We start from the raw sequence: 23,251 nt of genomic DNA, 5'->3' as shown, positions 1-23,251 counted from the left end.
GCCGATTAGATGCATATTTTGTTCGCAGAACTTGCGGGAACGGCCAGTTCAGCCAATCCTTTAAGCAATCAGGGGAGAAGCGTTCACCATGGTTTCGGGACTGCCTCCGAAATCCGGCGACGCGTTCGATATGAGCAGCAACCTTTTGAAAGGTCAGATTTTTTCTGGCCCCAGTAAGGTTGTGCCTAAAGCTCTGAGCGGGCGTGGGTCGGATGCTGTCTGGCTTTATGTCGCAACCCTTTCGGGTGGCGGTGCAGAGCGGGTCTACCTTCGATTGGCCAATCACTATGCCCAAACCGGGCGTGTTGTGCGGCTGGTCGTCAATCGCGCGGAAGGGCCGTTGGTGCCACTGGTGGCACCGGGGGTTGAACTGGTCGAGCTTGGCGTGGGCCGGGCTTTGGCTGCTGTGCCACGGCTCACATGGGCGCTGATGCGCGAGCGTCCGGCGGCGCTGATCTCGGCGCTGACGCTGAGCAATCTCGTCGCTGTTTCTGCGGTGCAATTGGCGCGGGTTCTGGGCGGCGCGCGGGTGCGTGTTTTGATCAGTGAGCGCAACGAGCTGACACGCTTCACCGGGCAAATGCCAAAGCTTAAGCGTGTCTTGGTGCGCGCGGCGGTGCGTTTGCTGTATCCGCTGGCAGATAAAATCAGCGGTAACGCACAAGGTGTGGTCGAAGACTTGGCCGCGCGGCTGGGGCGAAATCCGGCAAGTTTCCCGCTTTTGTCGAACCCGGCGCCTGAAAGCGATCAGATTGAAGCTGCGCGCTTAGCGCCTGTTCCGCATCCTTGGTTGGCCGAAGCTGGGCCTGTCGCGCTGGCGATGGGGCGGTTGGTGGATCAAAAAGACTACCCCACCATGTTGCGTGCGGTGGCACAGGCTGATCCGAAGTTACGGCTAATTATCTTGGGCGAGGGGCCGCGAGAGGCGGCCTTACGGGCCCTTGTGGCCGAACTCGGGCTCTCGGCGCGGGTAGATTTTGCGGGCTTTCAGATGAACCGCTTCGACTATCTGGCCCATGCAGATTTGTTCTTGCTGTCGTCGCGGATCGAAGGGTTCCCGAATGCATTGATCGAGGCGGTGGCCTTTGGCGTTCCTTGCGTGGCGACCGATTGTGCCGGGGGCGGACCGAAGCAAATTCTTGGCGTGGCGGTTCCACAGGCGTTGGTGCCTGTGGGCGATCACGCTGCAATGGCGCAGGCGATCAATGCGATGCGCGCCGAGCCTCCCGCGCCCGAAACTCTGGAGGCTATTGCGGCGCAATACCGAATCGAAGCGATTTCCGAGCGGTTTTTGCAGGAAGTGCTGCCATGACGCCGATCTCGCAAAAAGGGCGCGCAAAAGCGCGACTGTCGGACGGGCTTGCTTTTGCCGTTGCGGTGGCGGGGCTCTTTTACATGACCGGCTCGCTTGTGGTGACGCTGACCCCTTCGGGCGCGTCGAGTTCGGGCAAAGTGCAAGCGCTGGGCGCGGCTTTTGGGCTTTGGAGCATGATCGGGCTTTGGGCACGCCCTGGGGCGCTGAATCGGATTGTCATGCTCTATTGGCCTGCGCTGCTTGCGCCGGGGCTGGCAGTCGCCTCGCTTCTTTGGACGGTCGATCCGGCCCTGTCGCTGCGCCGAGCAGGGGCCTTGATGCTGACCACCGCTTTCGCTCTTTGGTTGGTAGAACGGTTTCCCGCACGGGTGTTGTGGCAAATTCTGGCGACGGCACTGGCTGTAACGGTGCTTGCGAGCCTCGCTACCGTATTTCTGCGTCCGCAGATCGGGATTCATCAGGCCTATGATGCTTTGGGCGAACAGGCCGCTCATGCGGGCGATTGGCGCGGCCTCTATTTCCATAAGAACGATTTTGGCCGGATGATGGCCTATTGCTTCATGCTGTCTTGCGTTTTGCTTGTGGCGCGGCCGCGTTGGCGTTGGTCGATGGGGCCTGTTGCCATTTTGGCGCTTCTTGGCGTGGCTGGGTCCACCTCTGGGCAGGCGGCATTCCTGAGCGTGCTGATGCCCGGGCTGCTTTTGTTCGGCCTTGCTCTGCGGCGGGCCAGCGCGCGCGGGCGCGCCATGCTCGTGGTGATTGCCGTTCCCGTCACCCTCTTTTTCGCGCTGGTCTGGCAGGTGCTCTTTGCAACCGTGCTCGAACTTTTGGGCAAAGATCCGACCTTGACGGGGCGGACAGAGATCTGGGGCGGGGTTCTCGCCGCGCTACGCGGAAACTTGGCTTTGGGCGGCGGTTTTGGCGCGGGTTGGGATATTGTGGGCGACAAGCTTTTTGCCCTCACCGCAATCTCGGTTGGCCATGCGCATAATGGCTTTTTGGACTTGATGACGGATCTTGGCGTTGTTGGGCTTGGGCTTTTGCTTGGCCTGATGGGCTGGCTGCTGCTGGTGGGCTTGCGTGACTTTTTCGGGGCCAAAGACCCGATGCTTGGTTTGCTGGCCGTCGCTGTGTCTCTGTTCGCGCTGGTGGGCAATTGGGCCGCGTCTTTCTTGCTTTTGCACAACAGCCTTTATTGGGTCTTGCCTGTGGTGCTGATCGCGCATCTGCGGCGGCGCTATTGCCCATGGGGGCATGTCGTACAGCCCGTTGCGCCCTTCTCTCGGTCTTCCATGTCTTTGCTTGTGCCGCATATGCCGCGCTCGCCCAAGGCGGGGCGATTCCCGCCGCTTGCCCCATGAGGTTTCCATGAACCAGATGCGCATTCCCGATCTGCCGCCGCTGCCGCCGCGCAAAATCACCTTTCTGATCAACTCGATGGAAGGTGGCGGGGCCGAGCGGGCCATGGCCAATCTGATTGGCCACCTGCTACCGCATTTGCCCGATTGTCGGGTGGAGCTGATTTTGCTTGATGATCTGCCGCGCGCGCAGGTGCTGCCCGAGGGGGTGCGGGTGGTCACGCTCGATGGCGGCGGCTCGATGTTGCGTTCTGCGCGCGCCTTGGCACGCTACTGGCTCAAAGGCGGGGCGCCGGATCTATGCATCAGCTTCTTGGCGCGGGCCAATTGCCTCAACGCGTGGTTTGCGCAGGCAACCGGGCATGAGGCGATCATTTCCGAGCGTGTGCAAACAAGTGCGCATCTCGCCTCTGCGCGCGGGGCGGCGGTTTTGCGGCTGATCACCCGGCTGAGCTATCCGCGTGCGGCGGCTGTGGTGCCGGTTTCGCAAGGGGTGGCGCTGGATCTGGAGCGCAATTTCGGCGTGAAATCGGCACGGATGACGGTGATCGGCAATCCGATCGACGCGGCGCATCTGCAACGCCTTGCCTTGCAAGCGCCAGCTATCGCTTTGCCGAAGCGGTATCTGCTGGCGATGGGGCGGCTGGTGCCGAACAAGAACTTCCCGATGTTACTCGCCGCCTATGCCAAGGCCAATCCAAAATCGGATTTGGTGATCTTGGGGGAGGGTTCGGAGCGCGCAGCGCTTACCAAGCAGATTGCGGCGCTTGGGCTGACCGGGCGGGTGCATTTGCCCGGTTTTGTGGCCAACCCTTACCCCGTGATCGCGGGTAGCGATTATCTTGTGTCTGCCTCAAACGCCGAGGGTTTTCCCAATACGTTGATTGAGGCGATGGCACTTGGGCGCGCCGTGGTGGCGACGGATTGCCCCTCGGGTCCGGCAGAGGTGCTCGGAGGAGATGCGCCGATTGGGTCTGGGCGTGCGGTGCGGGCCGCGCATGGGGTCTTGTGCCCGATGAATGACTCGCGAGCGATGGCCGAGGCACTTGGCTGGCTGGAAGACATTGCCCTGCGTACCACGCTGGCTGCGCAGGCCCAAAGCCGTGCGCAGGATTTTGGCGTTGATGCTGTGGTGCACCGCTATCTCGGGCTAATCCATGCGGCCTGTCCGCGTTTTGCGGCAGCCTCACCCGACGCGCTGATTGGAAAAGGAGATTGAGATAATGCCCCCCTTGGTCCTTCGGTCTTGTTGTTTTGTGCCGTTTGAAAAGATCCCGCGCGCGGTCGAGGCGGCCATTCTGTCTCTTGCTCTGGGAGCGACGGCTCCGCTTTGTGCGCAAGCCGAAATGGCCCCCGCCACTGTGATTAGTTATCCGCTTGCGCCGGGCGATGTGGTTCAGATCGATTTTCTGGCCCAGCCCGCCTATGGCCGCGAAATGCGGGTGGAGGCAGACGGGCAGGTGGATGTGCCTTTGATTGGCCCGGTGCGTGTGGCCGGGCGCTCCATTGCCGAAGTGCGGGCGGAATTGCCTGTGCTGCTTGCCGGGCAGGTGATCCGCTCCCGTGGGGGCAGTGGCGATGAGTTGATCCCGGTGCGCCCGGAGGAAGTCGCGCTTAAAGTGGCGAAGTATCGCCCGGTATACATTGATGGAGCGGTGCGCGACCCCGGTGAGATTGCCTTTGATGTGGGCATGACCTTGCGCGAGGCTTTGGCCAAGGCGCGGGGGATTGGTGTGCCCACGACCCGCGCGGCCACGCTGAACGGGACGACGGAAACCGATCTTTTGGCAGAGCTTGCGGCGACTTTGGCCGATAAAGCCGTGGCGCAGGCATTGCTTTCTGGTGCGGATGAACTCGACACGAGCGCGCTTGCCGCCTTGCCGATCCCGCAAGACCGGCGTGAGTCCCTGATCACCCGCGCTGAAGCACGGCTCGCCGCCGAGGTGAAACGGCAAAGCCTTGCAGATCGGGGCGATGCGCTGCTGCTCAAAGGGGCAGAAGATCGCATCGTCGATGCTTTGCGCGCGAAGGAAGGGCTTTTGCAGATCGCGCTCAACGAAGAAACAAATGTGCAGCGGATCGAGGCTTTGGCGCGCCGTGGTGCGGCCTCTGGCGATGCCCTCACCGCAGGCAAACGTGCATGGTTGCAGGCTCTTGATCGTGTGAGTGCCGCGCAAGCCAATGCCGTCGAAGGGCAGTTGAGCCGCCGGGAATTGGAACAGGCGAACGCCGAAGGGCAATTGAAGCGCCGGATCGAGCTCATGACGGCGCTAGATCGGCTCGACACCACCGAGGCGCGCTTGCGTGACAAGCTGGGCTACCTGCTCAATCCGGGCGTAGGCGCTACCGCTTCGGGCATTTTGATTTATCGCCGCGGCGCCGTGTTCGACGCAGCTTATGACACGCCGTTGATGCCGGGCGATACGGTTGCCGTGCCGCGCGCAGCACTTCAGTGATCGAGGGAGACAGCCAATGCAACTCGACCAGATGGACCCCTATGGCGCGCCCCGCTACGTAGAACCGGCGGTGCCGCTGTTTGACTTTGGTGGCGTGATGCGGATTTTGCGCCGTCGCTTCCTTGGGATCGCCCTGTTCACCGTCTTGGCGATGGTGCTGGGCTACGCCGTGGTGAAACTGCGTGCGCCGCAATACCAAGCGCGGGCCAGCCTGTTGCTACAGCAACAGAACGTGCAGCCCTTTGGGCGCGATGGGATTTTTACCGCGACGAAATTCGATAACCCGATGATCGAAAGCCAATTGCAGGTGCTGCGTTCGCAGATGCTGCTGTCGCAGGTGGTGAGCCAATTGCGGTTGGACCAACGCGCGGCCTTTGTAGACCCGCCGCCCTCGGCGCTTGGGATGCAATTGGAAGTGTTGATGTCCAAGGCCAAGGCTGGTCTGGGCATTGCGCCCGCCTCCGCCGCCCCGATCAGCGAGGCGAAACGGTTCGAAGCGGCGGTTGCAAAGTTGCGCGAAAGTGTGTCGGTCAGCCGCAATGGGCTGACGCAGGTTCTGGACGTGTCCGTGACCACGGGCGCGCCGGTGCTATCTGCAGAAATCGCCAATGCCATTGCGCAAACCTATGTGGAAGGGCGTTTCAGCGAGCGCCGCGATACGGCTGCGGAGGCTTCTGATTGGCTCAATGAGCGGATCGCGGATCTGAACCGGTCTGCCGCCTCGGTGCAGGCGCATATCGCGCAATTGGGCACGCCTAATGATGAGGATGTAACGGCGTCTGGCGTGACGATGCCGAACCCCGATACGGCCTTGGCCGATTTGCGCGATGCCATTTCCGCGCGGATCGAGGCAGAAAACCGGCTCGCGCAAATTGAGGCGGCTTTGGCCGCTCCGCAGTTGCCCGCAAGCCTTCCCGATTTGGTGCAAGATGCGCAGTTCAGCACGTTGAAGGCGCAATACGGGTCTGCACTGGCGACGGGCGATGCGGATACAACCGAGGCGCTACAAGATGAACTTCGGGCGGCTTTGGTCGCTGCGCGTGACCGGGCAACCGAGGCACTGAGCAGCTCGCGTACCGCCGAGGCCGAGGCGCGGGCCTTGGTGACGCAAAGCCGTGGCGTTGGGGCTTCGGGGGCCAGTTCCCTGCAAGAAGCACAGTTGAGCAGCCTTGAAAGCGAGGCGCGGATCTACCGTGAAATGCACGAGCGTTATTTGGAAAGCTACCTGCAAACGGTGCAGCAACAGGGGTTTCCGTCTGCCGATGCAATGGTGATTGGGCCTGCTGTGGTGCCAGATGCGCCATCCGGCACTGGGGCGATGCGGGCGATGTTGCTTGCAGGCGTGCTTGGGGCGGCATTTGGCGCGGGTTCGGCGTTTTGGCGTGAAAATGGCGATCCGGTGGTGCGCAGTCGCGCGGCGCTGATCGAAGCGACGGGAACGCCGGTTTTAGGGCTCTTGCCCGCAGGGGCAGAGGCGCGTCGCGCCTCGATCACCGGGCTGGCGATTGACCCGCCGCGTCGCGTCGACAAAACCGGCTCAAATGTGATGGTGCTGTCTGCAAACCACCTGTCGGCGGATATGGTGACCAGCGAATTGGCCGTGACCTTGATGGCGCCGCGCTCCGCCTATGCCGAAACGATCCGTCGCATTCGCGTGGCCTTTGAAGATCATCTTGCCACGCAACCGGCACGGGCAGGGGGGCATGCGATTGGCTTTGTGTCAGATACCTCCTACCCTGGGCGCTCAATGGCGGCGATCAACTATGCGCAAATGCTGGCCGTGGGCGGGCAGCGCACGGTGTTGGTCGATCTGGATTGGAATGCCGCTTGGTTGACCCATCGGATTGCGCCGCAAGTGGAATTGGGTGTGCCCGATCTGATGCGCGCTGGCAGCAAGATCGCGTCTGAGCGACTGTTTTGGCTTGATGACCGTTCGGGGCTGCATTTCTTGCCCAACCGGGTCTTGGATCACAGCAAGGGCGTTGATCCGGCGGTGTTCGATACGCGCAACCTCGCGCAAGTGATCGAAATGCTGCGTGGTCAGTTTGATCAAGTGGTGATCGACTTTTCCGGCTTGGGCGAAACCGTGGAGGCCGCTGCTGTCAGCGACGTCTTGGATGGCTATGTGATTTGCGCGGAATGGGGCACGACGGAGACGACGGCGTTGAAGCGTGCGTTGCAAGGCACCGGGTTGGCGCGCGGCAAAGTGGTGGGTTCGGTGATGACCGGGGCCAATGAAGAGGCACTTTCGCGCTATGAAACACTGGCCTGAGGGGGACGACGATGCTTCCTGATGTGATTTTTGTCGGTCCGACGAAATGCGGCACCACCTGGATTGATGCCTATCTACGGACCCGCCCCGAGGTGGTTTTGCCGGAAAAAACGAAGGAAACCTTCTTTTTCGACAAGGTCTTTTCGCGCGGGATCGAGTGGTATCGGGCGCAGTTTCCCGACCGGGACGGCATCCGGGTCGAGGTGGCGCCTTCGCTTTTTCATAAGCCCGAAGCGCGTGCCGCGCTACTTCAGACCGCGCCGAAAACGAAGGTGGTGATCATGCTGCGCGATCCTTGGGACCGTGCCGTTTCGCATTATTTCCACTATCGCAAGGCTGGCGAGGCGCGGCTGCCGCTTGCGGAAATGGCCCAGCGTTTCCCGGATGTGGTCGAGGCGAGCCTGTTTCACAAACATGCGCAGGCTTGGGAAGAGGCGTTTCCCGGTCAGGTCAGTTATCTCTCTTATGCGCAACTGCGCACCGATCCCGATGGGCTTTGTGCAGCTTTATGCGAGGTGATGGGGCTTGATTATGTCGCGCCGCCCGGCAGCCTATCGCAGCGTCAGGTGAATGCCGCTGCCGTGCCGCGCAATGCGCTTGCCGCGCGTATGGGGCGGCGCAGCGCGGAATGGCTCCGCCGGGCCGGGGCGCATCAGGTGGTCAATGTGCTGCGCCAGACCCGGCTGAAAAAGCTGCTCTTTGCTGGGGGGCAGGTTGAAGGGGAGCGGCAGGCGGTGCGCGCTCAGGTGAGCACCTTGGGGATGATCGCCCCCGATCATGCGCAGATGCTCGACTTCCTTGCCGCGCGGGGCGAGGTCCGCCCCTGAGGTAAATCGGTTACGCCGTTTCCGTATCGGCAACAAATGGCCGCAGCTTGAGAAACAATATTGACGCGCCATCTGCCCAATCATTGGCAGTTGGCGCGTTTTTGCATGAATAGTGGGCAGTCGGAGCCGTTGCCGAAATAAGGGGCTGTATTCTTGTCAGTGCGGCCCTCTGGTTTCGCTCCTTTAAGTAATTGAAAATATTTTTAAAATTATGATTTTTGGCTTTCCGTGAGTTTGTGCGTTATCAGGAGCGCGAAAATCAGGGCATTTGCCTAGTGGATTTTTGCCCACGAATCGGACAGGCTAATTGGCGAAGGAATGCTTTTTTGTCGGCTCAAATGCTGACTGAAACCGCATTCCGGAGTTTCCATGTTCGATATCACGCAGCCCTATCACGGGGACCCGAGCCTTCCGAGCCCGGAGGTCATCTCGCTGCCCGACGCGACGGAGCAGCTGAGATTCACCGATGCCTCAGGCACGTTTCTTGGTCAGATCCTGATCGAGACATCGGGCAGTACAACACTTTACAGTTTCTACGATGCCGATCTGACCCTTTTGGGCAGTGTCAGCGAAAAGGTGGTCGGCGATACCACGCGCATTGAGGTTTACGATGCTGCGGGCAGCTTGCTTTCGCGCGAGCGGATCATTGATCGCAGCGATTACACTTTGCATGAGCATTGGGATGGAACGGGCGCCTTCACCGGGGCGGAAAAATACATCCACACCGCCAAAACGACCGGTGTTCAGATTTATGACGCGGATTGGAACCTTGTTTCGGCGCATTTGGAGGTGACGGAACCGGGTCGCACGCAGGTGGCCGATTATGGCCCCGGCTGGTCGGTGATCTACCGCGAAACCACAACCACTTCGGGCAATGTCACCACGACGGTGATCGAAGAAAACGGCGCGGGCAATATCACCGGCGGCACGCGGGTGACGGAAGCGGGTGACTTCACTCTGACCGAGCATTTCGGCGCGGGTTGGGTTGTCACCGGATATGAAAAAGCAATCCACACCGCGACCACGACCGGCATTCAAGTTTACGATGGGCACGACAATCTGCTCTGGGCGCATCTGGAGAGCAACGAGCCCGGTCGCACGCAGGTGGCCGATTATGGCCCCGGCTGGTCGGTGATCTACCGCGAAACCACAACCGCCTCGGGCAATGTCACCACGACGGTGATCGAGGAAAACGGCGCGGGCAATATCATCGGCGGCACGCGGGTGACGGAAGCGGGTGACTTCACTCTGACCGAGCATTTCGGCGCGGGTTGGGTTGTCACCGGATATGAAAAAGCAATCCACACCGCGACCACGGCCGGCATCCAAGTCTACGATGGGCAAGACAATCTGCTTTCGGCGCATCTGGAGATCAACGAGCCCGGTCGCAAGCAGGTGGCCGATTATGGCCCCGGTTGGTCGGTGATCTACCGCGAAACCACGACCACTTCGGGCAATGTCACCACGACGGTGATCGAGGAAAACGGCGCGGGAAATATCACCGGCGGCACGCGGGTGACGGAAGCGGATGACTTCACGCTGACCGAGCATTTCGGCGCGGGTTGGGTTGTGACCGGATATGAAAAGGCAATCCACACCTATGGGACGACGGGCCTCCAGATTTACGACGCTCAGGACAATCTGATTTCGGCGTCTATGGAGATCTACGAACCCGGGCGCATGCAGTTTGCCACCTATGGGCCAGACTGGTTCGTGATTTATCGCGAAACCACGACCACCTCGGGGAATGTTACCACGACGGTGATCGAAGAGAATGGCGCCGGGAATATCACTGGTGGCATGCGCCAGACAGAAGCCGATGACTTCACGCTGATCGAGTTTTTCGGCCCAGGTTGGGTGGTCACCGGGTATGAAAAGTCCATTCATACTGAGACGACGACCGGCTACCAGATCTATGATGCGCAGGACAATCTGATTGAGGCGCGTCTTGATATCACCGAACCTGGTCGCACGCAGGTCGCGCAATATGGTCCAGACTGGTCGGTGATCTATCGCGAAACCACGACCACGTCGGGCAATGTCACCACCACGGTGATTGAGGAAAACGGCGCGGGCAATATCACTGGCGGCACGCGGGTGACGCTGGCGTCCGGTTTCACCTTGGTCGAGACCTTCGGGGCCGCTTGGGTGCTGCTGGGCTATGAAAAGCAGGTCCATACCGACACCAAGACCGGTGTGCAGATTTATGATGCGCAAGACCAGCTTGTCTCTGCGCATCTGGTGATTGAGGACGGTGGGCGCCATGTGGTTGAGGATTACGGCGCCAATTGGGAACTGATCTCTCGCCTTGCCACGACCACCTTGGATTACAAGGTCACGACAGAGTGGATCACCGGCAAAGATGCTGATCTGCAATGGCGCACGGTGATTTATGGCGACACGCCCGCGTTCGAAAACCGGTTTGAGGTGTTCGAGGGGGACGGTGATTTCATCGGCACCAATGCGCGCGACAAGATGATCGGCGATGACGGGAACGATAGTTTCTACGGCGGGGCGGCGGATGACACGCTGAGCGGCGGAAATGGGAATGACTTCCTGAGCGGCGGTGACGACGATGATAAGCTTGTCGGCAGCCGCGGCGAAGACACGCTTGACGGCGGCGACGGCGATGACCGGCTTGAGGGCGGGGCGGATAATGACCTGCTTGAAGGCGGTGATGGAGCCGATGACATGAGCGGCGGCACTGGGGCTGATACGCTTGGGGGGGGCGATGGGGCCGATACGCTTGCAGGCGGGTCAGGCAATGACCTGCTGGAGGGTGGGTCAGGTGATGACACGCTGGAAGGCGGTGCCGATGATGACACGCTTGAAGGTGGCACCGGACAAGATGTGCTGGACGGTGGGTCGGGCGAAGATCGGCTGATTGCCACGGGGGATGGCGACACGCTCACCGGCAGCGGGGATGCGGATGTCTTCGTCTTTACGGCTGGTCCCGATACGGGATCGGGCCTCGATGTGATCACCGATTTCGACGCGGGCGAAGACCTGATTGATCTGAGTGCTTTCGCGTCAGGGAGCGCCCTTAGCTTCTTTGGGGTGGGGGCCGTTTCGACGCTTGGCGCGGTTTACTACACAGTGGCGGGCGATGACCTGATCGTTTCGCTGGAGCTTGATGGCGTCATGGGGGCTGATTTCAGCTTCCGGCTCGAACAGGTCGCCAGCCTCGCCAGCACCGACTTCATCTTGAGCTAATTGATTTTAAGGCGGGTGCGGTGCCCGCCTTCCTTCCTCGTAAAGGAGCAAGACTGCATGAAAATTGCAATGATTGGAACCGGTTACGTTGGCCTTGTGTCGGGTGTGTGTTTTTCCGACTTTGGCCATGACGTGATCTGCGTCGATAAGAACCTCGAAAAGATCGCCATGCTGGAACGCGGTGAAGTGCCGATCTATGAGCCGGGGCTCGATGCGCTGATCGAAAAGAACGTCTCTGCCGGGCGGTTGTCTTTTACTGCCGATCTTTCAAGCGCTGTGGCCGATGCTGATGCAGTGTTTATCGCGGTGGGTACGCCATCGCGGCGGGGCGATGGCCATGCCGATCTCACCTATGTTTTCGCGGCCGCCGAAGAGGTGGCGCAGTCGATCACCGGCTATACGGTGATTGTCACCAAATCCACCGTGCCTGTGGGCACCAACCGGCGGGTGGCCGAAGTGATGGCGGCGGCAAACCCCAAGGCAGATTTTGATGTGGCCTCTAACCCGGAATTCTTGCGCGAAGGGGCAGCGATTGACGATTTCATGCGCCCTGATCGCGTTGTGGTCGGGGTTGAAACGGATCGTGCGGCACAGGTGATGGCGGCGGTCTATCGCCCGCTTTATCTGCGCGAATATCCGGTGATCACCACCGATCTGGAAAGCGCGGAGCTGATCAAATACGCCGCCAATGCGTTTTTGGCGACCAAGATCACCTTCATCAATGAAATCGCCGCGCTTTGTGAGCGGGTGGGCGGCAATGTGAAAGAGGTCGCCCGCGGGATTGGCCTCGATGGCCGGATTGGCAACAAGTTCCTGCATGCAGGGCCGGGCTATGGCGGTTCCTGTTTCCCGAAAGATACGCTGGCCCTTGCGCGGATTGGCCAAGACAATGCCTTGCCGATGCGGATCGTCGAAACGGTGATCGACCTCAACGAGGCGATCAAGCGCCGGATGGTGACAAAAATCGCCGATCTGGTCGAAGGCGGGCTTGCGGGCAAAACCGTTGCGGTGCTTGGGGTGACGTTCAAACCCAATACGGATGACATGCGCGACGCGCCCGCGCTAACGATCGTGCCGGCATTGGTGGGTGCCGGGGCGATTGTGCGGGTTGTTGATCCGCAGGGCCGCCGCGAGGGGGAACATTTGCTGCCCGCCGTTGATTGGTTCGAAGACCCCTATCACGCCTGCGAGGGGGCCTCTGTCGTGGTCGTCTTGACCGAATGGAACGAGTTCCGCGCGCTGGATCTGTCGCGTTTGGCAAAAACGATGGTGACGCCCGTGATGGCTGATCTGCGCAATGTCTATTCGCCGGAACTGGCGAAAACGGCGGGGTTTGCCAACTACAGCGGCGTCGGGATCGGCTGAAAAAGCCAGCGCAGCATCCACCAATTCCGTGACTACCTTGCCTCGCCCTTTTGGGCGGGGCCTTCGCCGTCGTGTCGCCTGCGCGCTCTCGCCGCAGGGGCGATGGTCTGGACAGTATGGGCTCGGGCGGCGTTAACTTATGCGGGGTGCGATTTCGCCCAACAATACCACTGAAGACGAGTCAATCGGCGCCGGGCTTCCGCGCGCATCACCTGATCTTTTGGGGGTAAGCCATGCCATTTGGACGTGAAGGACTGCAAGACGGGATCGGGCTCGCGCTATCGGGCGGCGGGTTCCGGGCCGCGTTATTCCACCTTGGGGCGCTGCGCCGCTTGGTTGAACTTGGTGTGTTGACGAAGTTGGATCGAATTTCCTCGGTCTCGGGCGGCTCGATTGTGACTGGGCGCTTGGCCGAAGTTTGGGAGGAATTGACCGCCGATCCGACCGTGGCCAATTACGAGCGATTGGTGGGCGATCCGATCCGGAGCTTTTGCGAAAGGTCCATTGATATTCCCGCGATTTTGAAAGCGGGGGCGAACCCGTTTTCCTCTGCCGGGCTGATGCTGGAAAAAGCCTATGCAGAACAGCTAATCACCAAAAGCCTTGATGCTTTGCCTGATCATCCGGTGTTCATCTTCAACGCGACGAACATGCAAACCGGACGCAATTTCCGCTTTTCTAAGCGCTATATGGGCGACTGGCGGATTGGGCTTTTGCCGGACCCGCTTTTGCCGGTGGCACGGGCGGTGGCCGCGTCTTCGGCGTTTCCGCCCTATTTCTCGCCGATCACGCTCAAAGATCCGGGGCCGTTTGAGGCTGTTGAAGGAGCCGATTTGAACAACAACCCCGCTTATACGCGCCAGATTCGGCTGGCCGATGGTGGGGTCTATGACAATCTCGGGCTAGAAACGGTCTGGAAGCGTTGCCGCACGGTTTTGGTCTCGGATGCGGGAGCCCATTTCCAGCCGGACCCGAAACCGGGCCGGGATTGGCTCGCGCAGGCGATGCGGTCTTATGACATCGTAACCGACCAGTCGCGCGGGCTACGCAAGCGTTGGCTGATAGAGCAATTCATCGCGGGCGCGGCCGAGGATGGCACGGCGCGGACTGGCACCTATTGGGGGCTTTCGACCGATATTGCCAATTATGGGCTTGGCAATACCCTTCCCTGCAAGCCGGAGGTCACTGCAGAGCTTGCAAAACTGCGCACCCGGCTCAACCACTTTACGGATCGCGAGCAGCGCATGTTGATCAACTTCGGCTATGCGCTGACCGATGCTGCGGTGCGCCGCCATACGCCTGAAATTGTCGAAGGGCAGATGCCCGCCATCTGGCCCTATCCCGCCTATGCATTGGGGTAATGCAAACGCCTTGCGCGCCTGCGACGATGTTTTGCTGGTGCGCAAGGCCTGCGCGCGCTAAGGGGGCGGCATGAGCGATACCTTGCCCCCGTGCCCCGAATGCAACTCCGCCTACACCTATGAGGCGGATTCCCTGCTGGTCTGCCCCGAATGCGGGCATGAATGGTCCCCCGCTGCGGCGGGCGAGGGCGAAACGGTGGTGCGCGATGCGGTTGGCAATGTGCTGGCCGATGGCGACACGGTGACGGTGATCAAAGACCTGAAGGTCAAAGGGTCGTCCACCGTTGTCAAAGTGGGCACTAAGGTGCGCGGTATTCGGCTGGTGGATGGCGATCACGATATTGATTGCAAGGTTCCCGGTATCGGCCAAATGGGGCTGAAATCCCAATTCGTGAAAAAAGTCTCGGAATAACCGCGGCTTCTTTCCTGATCGCTTGATTTCGCGCGCAAAGCTACATGCGCGCGGAACCTTTCTGCGTCCGCTGCGTTCTCTTTCCAACGCCCCAACGGGCTTTTGGAAAGGAGATCGACGATGGACTTTCTCAATATTACAAGCCTCGGCGCCTTTGCGCTTTTGGTGCTTGATCTGTGGGCGCTGGTCTCGGTGCTTGGGTCGACCGCCTCGACGGGTCAAAAGGTCTTCTGGACGCTTCTGATCCTGATCTTGCCGCTTCTTGGGTTCCTCATTTGGTTGTTTGTCGGTCCGCGGTCGAGTGCGCGCACCGTGTAACCGATGAACGGGGCTTGCCGGATCAGTCTGGCACCCCACCTATATAAAGCCTGCCGATAGCCAAGGAGCCTGCCATGAGCCAAGCCGCTTCCGACAGACAGACCCGCGCCCGCGACGTGCTGATCCCACTTGCTTGGATGACAGTCGGTCTCGCTTTGGGGGCCGTGGCGCTTTTGCGCCGCAAAACAACGCCAACGCCAGAGACCCCACGACCAGAAACGATGGCGCGCTGGGAAGATGATGGCGGTCGTGTCGCGGACCCGGCAGAAAGCAGCGCAGAGCCGACCGCCGAACCGCTTGGCGCCAATCTTGACGAGGACTGGGCCGCGCAGGCCGAGGCCGCGCGCAATCTTGCGCGCGAACGGCTGCTGCATCTTTACGAAGAAGGTCGCGCCACAGCCGAAGCCAAGGCAGAGGTCGCGGCCACGATGGCGCGGTCTTTGACCGAAGCCTTCCGCGAAGGTTTGGCCGATTTAAGCAACGAGACCGCTGAGCGGATTGCCCGTGCGCGCGAGCGTAACTGGGAAGAGCTGGAGGAAAAACGCGCCGCAGCGCGTGCCCGTGCGACCGAATTTGCCGGGGCGGCAGAGGAAACAGTCGAAGCCGTTTCCAGCGCTGTCGCGCGCGAGGCGGCACGTGCGCGTGAAGGGGCGCGCAGTTTTGCCCGCAAAGCGGATGCTGCGGCGCAGGAAGGCTCTAACCGTTTTGCGGAAAGCCTTGATGAAGCACTTAATGCGGCTGAGGCCGCCCTTCGTCGTGCCGCGAAAAGGGCATCGGAGCAGACACACGCTGACTCTGACGCTGCGCAAGCCACGTCTTCGGACACTGAGGAACCCGAGCAAAAACCCTAACCATTTCTGCGAACGATCCTCATTCGCCGCGCCCGTATCTTGGCGGTTATCTGCCAGACGCGGGCGCCTTGCGTTGCGCAACAATACCTGAGTGAAAAAATCACCCTTTACATATCCGAGTGAATCAGTCAGTTTATTTCTATCGAGACCGAGGAGCCTATCATGACCCCTGCCGCCCATCTTTCTACTGCCGCGCCGCATATGGCGCCCGAGCAAGCTGCACTGGACCCTTTTGGCCTGAGCGACCTGATTTCTGCCCTCTGTAAGGGGGCGGCGCCGGGGCATTGGAGTTCGGCGGGCATTGAAGCGTTGATCGACCGGGTGGAGGGGCGCGTATGACCGTCTATCAATCTCTCGGCCCGGACGCGCCTTTGGCTGGTGCAACGCCTGTTCCCCCCGCGCATGATGCGCGCAATCTGACTAGGGGCGGCAACTTGGCGCAGATCGCGCTCGACGGACAAATCTATACCTTGCGTATCACACGGCAGGGAAAGCTGATCTTGACGAAGTAATCCCCCGACAAGATCGCGTCTCATCGCTGAACTTGGGGGCCGGAGCATCCGGCCCCCCTTTTCATTTCAACTGGCTGTCCTTGGAGCCGCGCCGGTTGATCCCGGCGCGTGGGTTGCGAGCGCGGGCGGCATCGCGTTCTTCGGCGCAATCGCGGCACAGTTTCACACCGGGCAGGGCTTGGCGGCGCGCCTCGGCGATGGGTTCGCCACATTCTACGCACTCGTGCGCGCTTTCGCCCACGGGCTGGCGCCGCGCGGCCATTCGCTTGAGTTCATCTTCGATCGACGCGTCGATCTGATCTTGCACCGCGCCATCGCGCGCCCATCCACCGGCCATGAATTGCCCTCCGTAACAGAATTTTGGCAGAGCAAAATGGGCGCGTCAAAGCTTGAAGCGACGCATTGGCCTTGGCGCGCGTCAGTGCAAAGAACGAGCAGGCTTACTCGATGCGCACCGCCGTGCCAGAGGCCACCAACAGGATCATATTCCCGCTGTTGCTGAGCTCGGTGTAATCCAGATCAACCGCGACAACGGCATTGGCACCAACAAGCCAAGCCTCGCGCTTAAGCTCATAAAGCGCCGTCTTGCGGGCATCGCGCATGGTTTTTTGCACCGCTTCCGACCGGCCGCCCACCACGTCGCGCACCGCCGCGAACAAGTCTTTGAAGATGTGCATGCCAAAGGCACATTCTGCGGTCACAATCTCAAAACGCTGTGTGATGTTGAGGTTCGGACAGGTCTCGGTTGTCAACATGACGGCTTCGATTTCGTCAGCTTGCTGTTTGGGGTCCATTACGTTGCGCCTTTTTATGTTTCGCCACGTCCTGTCTTGCCGCTCGGGCAAGGTGACCACTCAAGCATAAGCGGCATGCCCCATTGCGCAAAGCGCGTTTCGCGTAACAGCCCCTCGCGATGGCGGGTGGTCTATGTTGGGGGATTGGAGCGGGTGACGGGAATCGAACCCGTATCTCTAGCTTGGAAGGCTAGGGTCTTACCATTACACAACACCCGCGCTGGTTGGGGTGATACAACCCTGCTCGCGGCCATGCAAGGGGGCAGGGATGTCGCGGGCCTATGCCCCGCATGGGTCATTGACGGTTGGATTGCGGTGGCTACTGTGGCGCCATGAGTTTCGCAGCCAGCCTGACCCGAGAACCAATTGCTTTTGACCCCAGCCGTGGCGCCGATGTCGCCGCGTTCTACGGTGATTTCGCGCCCGAAGTGAAAAGCCTGATCAAGGGCACAGCGGGCTGCTCGCCCTTTCTTGCGGGGCTGTTGGAGCGAGAGCAAGATTGGCTGAAGCTGGCGCTGTCCGGCGATCCGTTGCAGGCTTTCGGGGAGGAAATCGCCCGCCTCAACGAGGTTGCGCTGGAGGTGCTCGATGTCGAGTTGCGCCGGGCGAAACGCCGGGTCGCCCTATTGGCTGCGCTTTGCGATTTGGGGGGGGCTTGGTCACTTGAACGGGTGACTTGGGCGCTGACATTGCTTGCCGATACGGCGGTCACCGTGTCGCTCAAGCGTTTGGTGGCGGATGAAATTCGCCGCAATAAGCTGCCCGGAAAAACGGCCGATGATGCCGAAACCGCTGCGGGTATGGTCGCATTGGCGATGGGGAAGATGGGGGCCTATGAGCTCAACTATTCCTCTGATATCGACCTGATTTGCCTGTTTGACGAGACGCAATTCGCGCCAGATGACCGGATGGAAGCGCGATCCGCCTTTATTCGTGTCACGCGTAAAATGGCGGCCATGCTCAATGACAATACCGCTGAAGGCTATGTGTTTCGCACCGATTTGCGGCTGCGTCCCGATGCGTCGGTAACGCCGGTGTGCATTTCGATGGGCGCGGCAGAGCTTTATTACGAGGCCGAGGGGCGCACATGGGAGCGTGCCGCCTATATCAAGGCGCGGCCCTGTGGGGGCGATCTGGCGGCGGGCGAGCGGTTTTTGAAAACGCTCATCCCCTTTGTGTGGCGCAAGCATCTGGATTTTGCGGCGATCGAAGATGCGCATGACATGCGCTTGCGCATTCGGGCGCATAAGGGGCTTGGCGGTCGGATCGACGTCCCGGGTCATAACATGAAGCTGGGGCAGGGCGGTATCCGCGAGATCGAGTTTTTCACCCAGACGCGGCAGTTGATTGCCGGTGGGCGCGACCCGGAATTGCGCGACCGCACCACCGTGGGTGGGCTTGCCAAGCTCGCTGTAAAGGGCTGGGTGCCCACCGATGTGGCGCGGGAATTGACCGATCATTACCGCGAACATCGGGAGATCGAGCACCGCATCCAGATGGTGAACGATTCCCAGACCCAGCTTTTGCCCAATGCGGAAGAGGGTCTTACCCGGATCGCGAATATGATGGGCGAAGGGGATTTGGCCGCGTGGAGTGCGCGGCTTAAAGGGCGTTTGGAGCGGGTTGAGGCGCTGACGGGTGCCTTTTTTGCACCGGGGGCTGAGACCGCGCGCCCTGAACTAAGCGAGACCGAGGCCGGGATTGTTGAGGGCTGGCGCGCTTACCCGGCACTTCGGTCGGAACGTGCGCAAGGGATTTTCCGCCGTATCGAGCCCGAGATTCTGGGCCGGATGCGGCGCGCGGCGTGCCCGGAAGAGGCGCTCCGTCAGTTTGACGGTTTTTTGGCGCGCTTGCCCGCTGGGGTGCAGCTTTTCGCATTGTTTGAGGCCAACCCGCAACTGATTGACTTGATCGTCGATATTTGCGCCACTGCGCCCGGCTTGGCGGCGCATCTGAGCCGCAATGCGGGTGTGTTGGATGCGGTTTTGGGCGGCTCGTTCTTTGAGGCTTGGCCGGGGCAGGCGAAGCTTCAAGAAGATCTTGCCGCGCTTTTGTTCGCAACGGCGGATTACGAAAAGAAGCTTGATGCTGCGCGGCGCTGGGCAAAAGAGATGCGCTTTCGCGTGGGCGTGCATCATCTGCGCGGGCTGGTGGATGCGTCCGAGGCGGCCAAGCATTATGCCGATATTGCGGGCGCGGCGGTGGCCGCGCTTTGGCCGCAAGTTGGCGCGGAATTTGCCCGCAAGCATGGTCCCGCGCCGGGGCGGGGCGCGGTGGTGTTGGGCATGGGCTCGCTTGGGGCGGAACGGCTCAATGCGGCCTCCGATCTTGATCTGATCATCATCTATGATGCGCAAGGCGCTGAAAGTTCCGATGGCCCTAAGTCATTGGCAACACGGCCCTATTTCGCGCGGCTGACGCAGGCTTTCATCACCGCGCTGACCGCGCCCACGCCCGAGGGGCGGCTTTACGAGGTGGATATGCGGCTGCGGCCCTCGGGTCGGCAAGGGCCGGTCGCGGTGTCTTTGGAAAGCTTCCGCGCGTATCAAATGGACGAGGCTTGGACCTGGGAGCATTTGGCGCTCACGCGGGCGCGGGTCTTGGTGGGCGACAGCGGCCTAGGTGCGGATGTGGAGGCGGTGCGGCAAGAGGTTCTGGCGGCCAAAGGCAGCGCAGAAAAGGTGATGCCCGATCTGGCGCAGATGCGGGCGCGGATTTTTGCGGCGAAGGCGCCCGACGGCGCATGGGAGGCCAAAATTGGCCCCGGTCGGTTGCAAGACATTGAACTGCTGGCGCAAAGTTTTGCGCTGCGTGCCGGTGAAAGTGCGCGTCGTGTTGAACCACAGTTGCGGCTTGGCCCCCGTCATAACTTCATCACCAAAGAAGAGGGCGAGGTTTTGGCCGCCGCCTATCGGTTCTTGTGGCGCTTACAGGCCGGAGGGCGGCTTTTGACCGACCGCCCCTTGGATATGGAGGCGATTGGCGAGGGCGGGCGCGCATTTTTGCTGCGTGAGGTCGATGAAGACAGCCTTGAGACCCTTGTCGAAAGGCTGGAGCGCACCACATCGCAAGCTGCGCAAATCGTTGAGAGGGCGCTCAATTAGGATGGGACGTGCCGTGATGACCTTGACCGAGGCTGACCCGAAAGGGCTGATCCGCGAAAGCTATAAGATCGAAGGGATCGGCGATGCCGAATGCCGCTCGATCTTTTTGGATTGGGCGCTGAGCCTTGCCAAGGATGCCGATCCGGCCGAGGCGATGCGGGCAGTTTTGGCGGCCTATGGGGCCGATCCGGCGCATCCGATGAGCGTGGTTTTGGCCGAGGGTCTGACACGCGAGCAAGCTGCGCCCTCACGGCGCGGTGGGCGTGCCGGGCGGATGAAGGGCTAGCCCGGCCAAGCCGGGCCGCCCCCGCAAATCTTTAGGCTTTGGCGCGCGAAAGCGCAGCGGCTTCGCGGGCAAGATCTTCGATCCCGGCCCAGTTGCCTGCGTTCATCATGCCTTGCGGCGCCACCCACGAGCCACCTGCGCACATCACATTGGGCAGGCTCAGATAGTCGCGCGCGTTTTGCAGGCTCACCCCACCCGTCGGGCAGAAGCTCGCTTGCGGCAGCGGCGCGCCAATCGCTTTGAGCGCGGGCGCCCCGCCCGAGGTGGCTGCGGGGAAGAACTTGAGCATGTTATAGCCCAGTTCGAGCGCATACATCACCTCGGTGGCGGTGACCGCACCCGGCAGCAGCGGCAGGCCTTCATCTTCGCAGGCTTTCACGATGCTATCGGTCAGCCCCGGAGCCACGCCAAAACGCGCGCCCGCGGCTTTTGCGGCCTTCACATCGGCGGGGCTGAGCAGTGTGCCCGCGCCCACGATGCCCCCTTCCACATCGACCATCGCGCGGATCGCATCCAGCGCGCAGGGCGTGCGCAGGGTCACTTCAAGGGCGGGCAGGCCGCCTTTGACCAGCGCTTGGGCGAGCGGCGCAGCATGGGCCACATCGGCCACCACGATGACCGGAACGATCGGAGCCATTGCACAAATTTCGCGCGCGGCGGCAGATTGGGCGGCGGGGGTCATAAAAGCCTCCTGTCAGAGTTAGGCATGGCTCGGCCCTACACAGGGGACCGGGCACGGCACGAGATTTGCTGTCATAAAGACGTAAAACGCGCGCGGGGGGAAGTCATAGAACGCTGCTGGCGCCCGATGTCGCGGGGCCGACATTGCGGCGGAAGGTTTCAAAAAGCTCACGCCCCATCCCATGCGTATTGGCGCTGAGGTCGGGTTGCGCGGGAGCGCGGGTTTCAAACCCTTCGGTCAGGCAATCAAGCGTGCCCGCAACAGCATCAAGGCGCACAATGTCACCATCCACGAGCTTGGCAATGGGGCCTGCACAGGTGCCCTCGGGCGAGACATGGATCGCCGCAGGCACTTTGCCAGACGCCCCAGACATCCGCCCATCGGTCACCAGTGCCACCTTCAGCCCGCGTTCTTGCAGCACCGAAAGGGTGGGAGTGAGCGAATGCAATTCGGGCATCCCGTTCGCCTGCGGGCCTTGGAACCGCACGACAACCACGGTGTCGGTGGTGAATTCCCCAGCTTTGAAGGCGGTTTTTACCGCTTCTTGGTCGTGGAACACTCGCGCGGGCGCTTCGATCACATGGCGCTCGGGCGCGACGGCAGAGACTTTGATCACCCCCCGCCCAAGGTTGCCCGCAAGCTGTTTCAGCCCGCCGGTCGCGGCAAAACCTTCGACCACGGGGCGCAGGATTTTGTCATTCAGGCTGTTTTCCGGGCCTTCGACCCACGTCAGCGCGCCATCAATCAGTTTGGGTTCTTTGGTGTAATCGGCCATGCTATCGCCCCATACGGTGGTGGCATCGGCATGCAAAAGCCCCGCGCCCAGCAAATGCCGGATCAAGAATTGCAGCCCGCCCGCCGCATGGAAGGCGTTCACATCGGCCAAACCGTTCGGATAGACCTTCGCCATCAGCGGCACGACGCTCGAAATGTCGTCAAAGTCCTCTAGGTCGAGCTCGATGCCTGCCGCACGCGCCATTGCGGGCAAATGCAGCACAAGGTTGGTGGAGCCGCCCGTTGCCATCAGGCCCACAAGTCCGTTCACAAAGGCGCGCTCATCCAGCACCCGTCCCGCCGGGCGGAAGCTGTTGCCAAGTGCTGTGATCTCGGCCGCACGTTTTGCCCCGGCGACGGTGAGCGATTGGCGCAGATCGGTGCCGGGGTTCACGAAGCTCGACCCCGGCAGATGCAGCCCCATGAATTCCATCAGCATTTGGTTGGTGTTGGCGGTGCCGTAAAAGGTGCAGGTGCCGGGCGCATGATAAGAGGCCATCTCGGCCTCCATCAGCTTGTCGCGGCCCACCTCGCCGGTGGCAAATTGTTGGCGCACCTTGGCCTTTTCATCATTGGGCAGCCCCGCAGGCATCGGGCCAGAGGGCAAAAATACCGCCGGAATATGCCCAAAGGTTGCCGCCGCCATAATCAGGCCCGGCACGATCTTGTCGCAAATGCCAAGGTAAAGCGCCGCGTCAAAGGTGTTGTGCGAAAGCGCGACGCCCGCCGCGAGCGCAATCACATCACGTGAGAAAAGGCTCAACTCCATGCCCGGCTGGCCTTGGGTGACACCATCGCACATGGCCGGCACGCCGCCTGCCACTTGGGCCGTCGCGCCAATCTCACGCAGCGCTTCCTTGATCAGCGCCGGGTAGTCGCCATAGGGCGCATGGGCCGAGAGCATATCGTTATAGGCGGTAACGATCCCCACATTCGGGGCGCGTCCCTTGGCAAGCGCGTCTTGGTCCGCCCCCATCGCCGCATAGGCATGGGCTTGGTTGCCGCAGGTCAGATGCGCGCGGGCTGGGCCTGCCGCGGCAGCCGCATCAATCCGTGCCAAATAGTCAGCGCGCCTTGCGGCGGAACGGGCGCGAATGCGCTCGGTCACGCGGGCAAGGGTGGCATTGAGCGGCGGCAGATTGGCAGGTTCGGTCATGGCATGGTCCGGCGTTGCGAGGACGAAATTGGCGCGAAAGAAGAGATCGCGCCGGATGTGGTCTGTTTAGGTGGTTAGCGCTAACAAATCAATCCTTCGGGCGGGGCGCCACAGGGACGCGGTTTGGGGGCATTGCGGCAAATCCCTTTCAGGATGCGCTTTCAGGCGCTAAATTACACGATTTGAAGCAATTTT

The 23,251-nt window shown here is 61.1% G+C and carries 20 protein-coding genes and 1 tRNA gene; 16 read left to right on the top strand and 5 right to left on the bottom strand.

All coding sequences use genetic code 11. The features are described 5' to 3' along the window. The first annotated feature begins 130 nt into the window (after positions 1 to 130). The 14 genes from BW967_RS10130 (at position 131) to hemP (ending at position 16,260) form a co-directional block, all read left to right on the top strand. A complete protein-coding gene (locus tag BW967_RS10130; protein WP_175610445.1) occupies positions 131 to 1,312 on the top strand; it encodes a glycosyltransferase in 1,182 nt (393 codons plus the stop codon). Then, complete coding sequence (locus BW967_RS10125; RefSeq protein ID WP_076484951.1) at positions 1,309 to 2,676, top strand: O-antigen ligase family protein; 1,368 nt, start codon at positions 1,309 to 1,311, stop codon at positions 2,674 to 2,676. The genes BW967_RS10130 and BW967_RS10125 overlap by 4 nt, the downstream gene beginning before the upstream one ends. A gap of 7 nt (positions 2,677 to 2,683) precedes the next feature. Next, positions 2,684 to 3,892 (top strand): glycosyltransferase, encoded by a 1,209-nt coding sequence (locus BW967_RS10120; RefSeq protein WP_175610444.1) that lies wholly within the window; start codon positions 2,684 to 2,686, stop codon positions 3,890 to 3,892. A 4-nt stretch (positions 3,893 to 3,896) separates the two neighbouring features. Continuing rightward, on the top strand, positions 3,897 to 5,129 hold the full coding sequence (locus BW967_RS10115; RefSeq protein WP_076484950.1) for a polysaccharide biosynthesis/export family protein: 1,233 nt from the start codon (positions 3,897 to 3,899) through the stop codon (positions 5,127 to 5,129). A gap of 16 nt (positions 5,130 to 5,145) precedes the next feature. Further along, positions 5,146 to 7,401, top strand: coding sequence for a GumC family protein (locus BW967_RS10110; RefSeq protein WP_076484949.1), 2,256 nt, complete (start codon positions 5,146 to 5,148; stop codon positions 7,399 to 7,401). Positions 7,402 to 7,412: 11 nt separating this feature from the next. After that, positions 7,413 to 8,228, top strand: a complete 816-nt coding sequence (locus BW967_RS10105; RefSeq protein WP_076484948.1) for a sulfotransferase domain-containing protein — start codon at positions 7,413 to 7,415, stop codon at positions 8,226 to 8,228. 369 nt (positions 8,229 to 8,597) lie between these two features. Continuing rightward, entirely contained in the window at positions 8,598 to 11,441 is a 2,844-nt protein-coding gene (locus tag BW967_RS10100) for a calcium-binding protein (protein ID WP_076484947.1), read from the top strand. A 57-nt stretch (positions 11,442 to 11,498) separates the two neighbouring features. Further along, a complete protein-coding gene (locus BW967_RS10095) occupies positions 11,499 to 12,806 on the top strand; it encodes a UDP-glucose dehydrogenase family protein (RefSeq protein WP_076484946.1) in 1,308 nt (435 codons plus the stop codon). A 233-nt stretch (positions 12,807 to 13,039) separates the two neighbouring features. Continuing rightward, on the top strand, positions 13,040 to 14,167 hold the full coding sequence (locus tag BW967_RS10090) for a patatin-like phospholipase family protein (protein ID WP_076484945.1): 1,128 nt from the start codon (positions 13,040 to 13,042) through the stop codon (positions 14,165 to 14,167). Between the two features lie 70 nt (positions 14,168 to 14,237). Continuing rightward, the gene (locus BW967_RS10085; RefSeq protein ID WP_076484944.1) at positions 14,238 to 14,579 is read left to right on the top strand and encodes a zinc ribbon domain-containing protein YjdM; all 342 of its coding nucleotides are present in this window, start codon (positions 14,238 to 14,240) and stop codon (positions 14,577 to 14,579) included. Positions 14,580 to 14,699: 120 nt separating this feature from the next. Next, positions 14,700 to 14,897 (top strand): PLDc N-terminal domain-containing protein, encoded by a 198-nt coding sequence (locus tag BW967_RS10080; RefSeq protein WP_076484943.1) that lies wholly within the window; start codon positions 14,700 to 14,702, stop codon positions 14,895 to 14,897. A 74-nt stretch (positions 14,898 to 14,971) separates the two neighbouring features. Beyond that, positions 14,972 to 15,748, top strand: coding sequence for a hypothetical protein (locus tag BW967_RS10075; RefSeq protein WP_076484942.1), 777 nt, complete (start codon positions 14,972 to 14,974; stop codon positions 15,746 to 15,748). Positions 15,749 to 15,910: 162 nt separating this feature from the next. Beyond that, on the top strand, positions 15,911 to 16,087 hold the full coding sequence (locus BW967_RS18715) for a hypothetical protein (protein ID WP_175610443.1): 177 nt from the start codon (positions 15,911 to 15,913) through the stop codon (positions 16,085 to 16,087). Next, a complete protein-coding gene (gene hemP, locus BW967_RS10070) occupies positions 16,084 to 16,260 on the top strand; it encodes a hemin uptake protein HemP (RefSeq protein ID WP_076484941.1) in 177 nt (58 codons plus the stop codon). Before BW967_RS18715 ends, hemP begins: the two co-directional genes overlap by 4 nt. A gap of 61 nt (positions 16,261 to 16,321) precedes the next feature. On the opposite strand, the gene BW967_RS10065 is transcribed toward hemP, so the two are convergent. The 3 genes from BW967_RS10065 to BW967_RS10055 form a co-directional block, all read right to left on the bottom strand. After that, positions 16,322 to 16,597: a DksA/TraR family C4-type zinc finger protein gene (locus BW967_RS10065; protein ID WP_076484940.1), complete on the bottom strand. Its 276-nt coding sequence runs from the start codon at positions 16,595 to 16,597 to the stop codon at positions 16,322 to 16,324. Between the two features lie 103 nt (positions 16,598 to 16,700). Further along, a complete protein-coding gene (locus tag BW967_RS10060) occupies positions 16,701 to 17,054 on the bottom strand; it encodes a YbjQ family protein (RefSeq protein WP_076484939.1) in 354 nt (117 codons plus the stop codon). A 145-nt stretch (positions 17,055 to 17,199) separates the two neighbouring features. Then, positions 17,200 to 17,273, bottom strand: a tRNA-Gly gene (locus BW967_RS10055). Between the two features lie 113 nt (positions 17,274 to 17,386). On the opposite strand from BW967_RS10055, the gene BW967_RS10050 reads away from it, so the two are divergent. Together BW967_RS10050 and BW967_RS10045 are read left to right on the top strand one after the other, a co-directional pair. Then, positions 17,387 to 20,158, top strand: a complete 2,772-nt coding sequence (locus tag BW967_RS10050; protein WP_076485047.1) for a [protein-PII] uridylyltransferase family protein — start codon at positions 17,387 to 17,389, stop codon at positions 20,156 to 20,158. Positions 20,159 to 20,174: 16 nt separating this feature from the next. Then, positions 20,175 to 20,444: a hypothetical protein gene (locus BW967_RS10045; protein ID WP_076485048.1), complete on the top strand. Its 270-nt coding sequence runs from the start codon at positions 20,175 to 20,177 to the stop codon at positions 20,442 to 20,444. 31 nt (positions 20,445 to 20,475) lie between these two features. Here BW967_RS10045 and eda read toward each other — a convergent pair whose 3' ends face one another. Both eda and edd read right to left on the bottom strand, forming a co-directional pair. Next, entirely contained in the window at positions 20,476 to 21,126 is a 651-nt protein-coding gene (gene eda, locus BW967_RS10040; protein ID WP_076484938.1) for a bifunctional 4-hydroxy-2-oxoglutarate aldolase/2-dehydro-3-deoxy-phosphogluconate aldolase, read from the bottom strand. Between the two features lie 103 nt (positions 21,127 to 21,229). Beyond that, positions 21,230 to 23,056, bottom strand: a complete 1,827-nt coding sequence (edd, locus tag BW967_RS10035; protein WP_076484937.1) for a phosphogluconate dehydratase — start codon at positions 23,054 to 23,056, stop codon at positions 21,230 to 21,232. Positions 23,057 to 23,251 lie beyond the last annotated feature (195 nt).

This window comes from Rhodobacter aestuarii (assembly GCF_900156655.1).
GTDB classification, from domain to species: domain Bacteria; phylum Pseudomonadota; class Alphaproteobacteria; order Rhodobacterales; family Rhodobacteraceae; genus Rhodobacter; species Rhodobacter aestuarii.
Note: the sequence above shows the minus strand (reverse complement) of the source record. Positions and strands in the feature narration are given on the sequence as shown.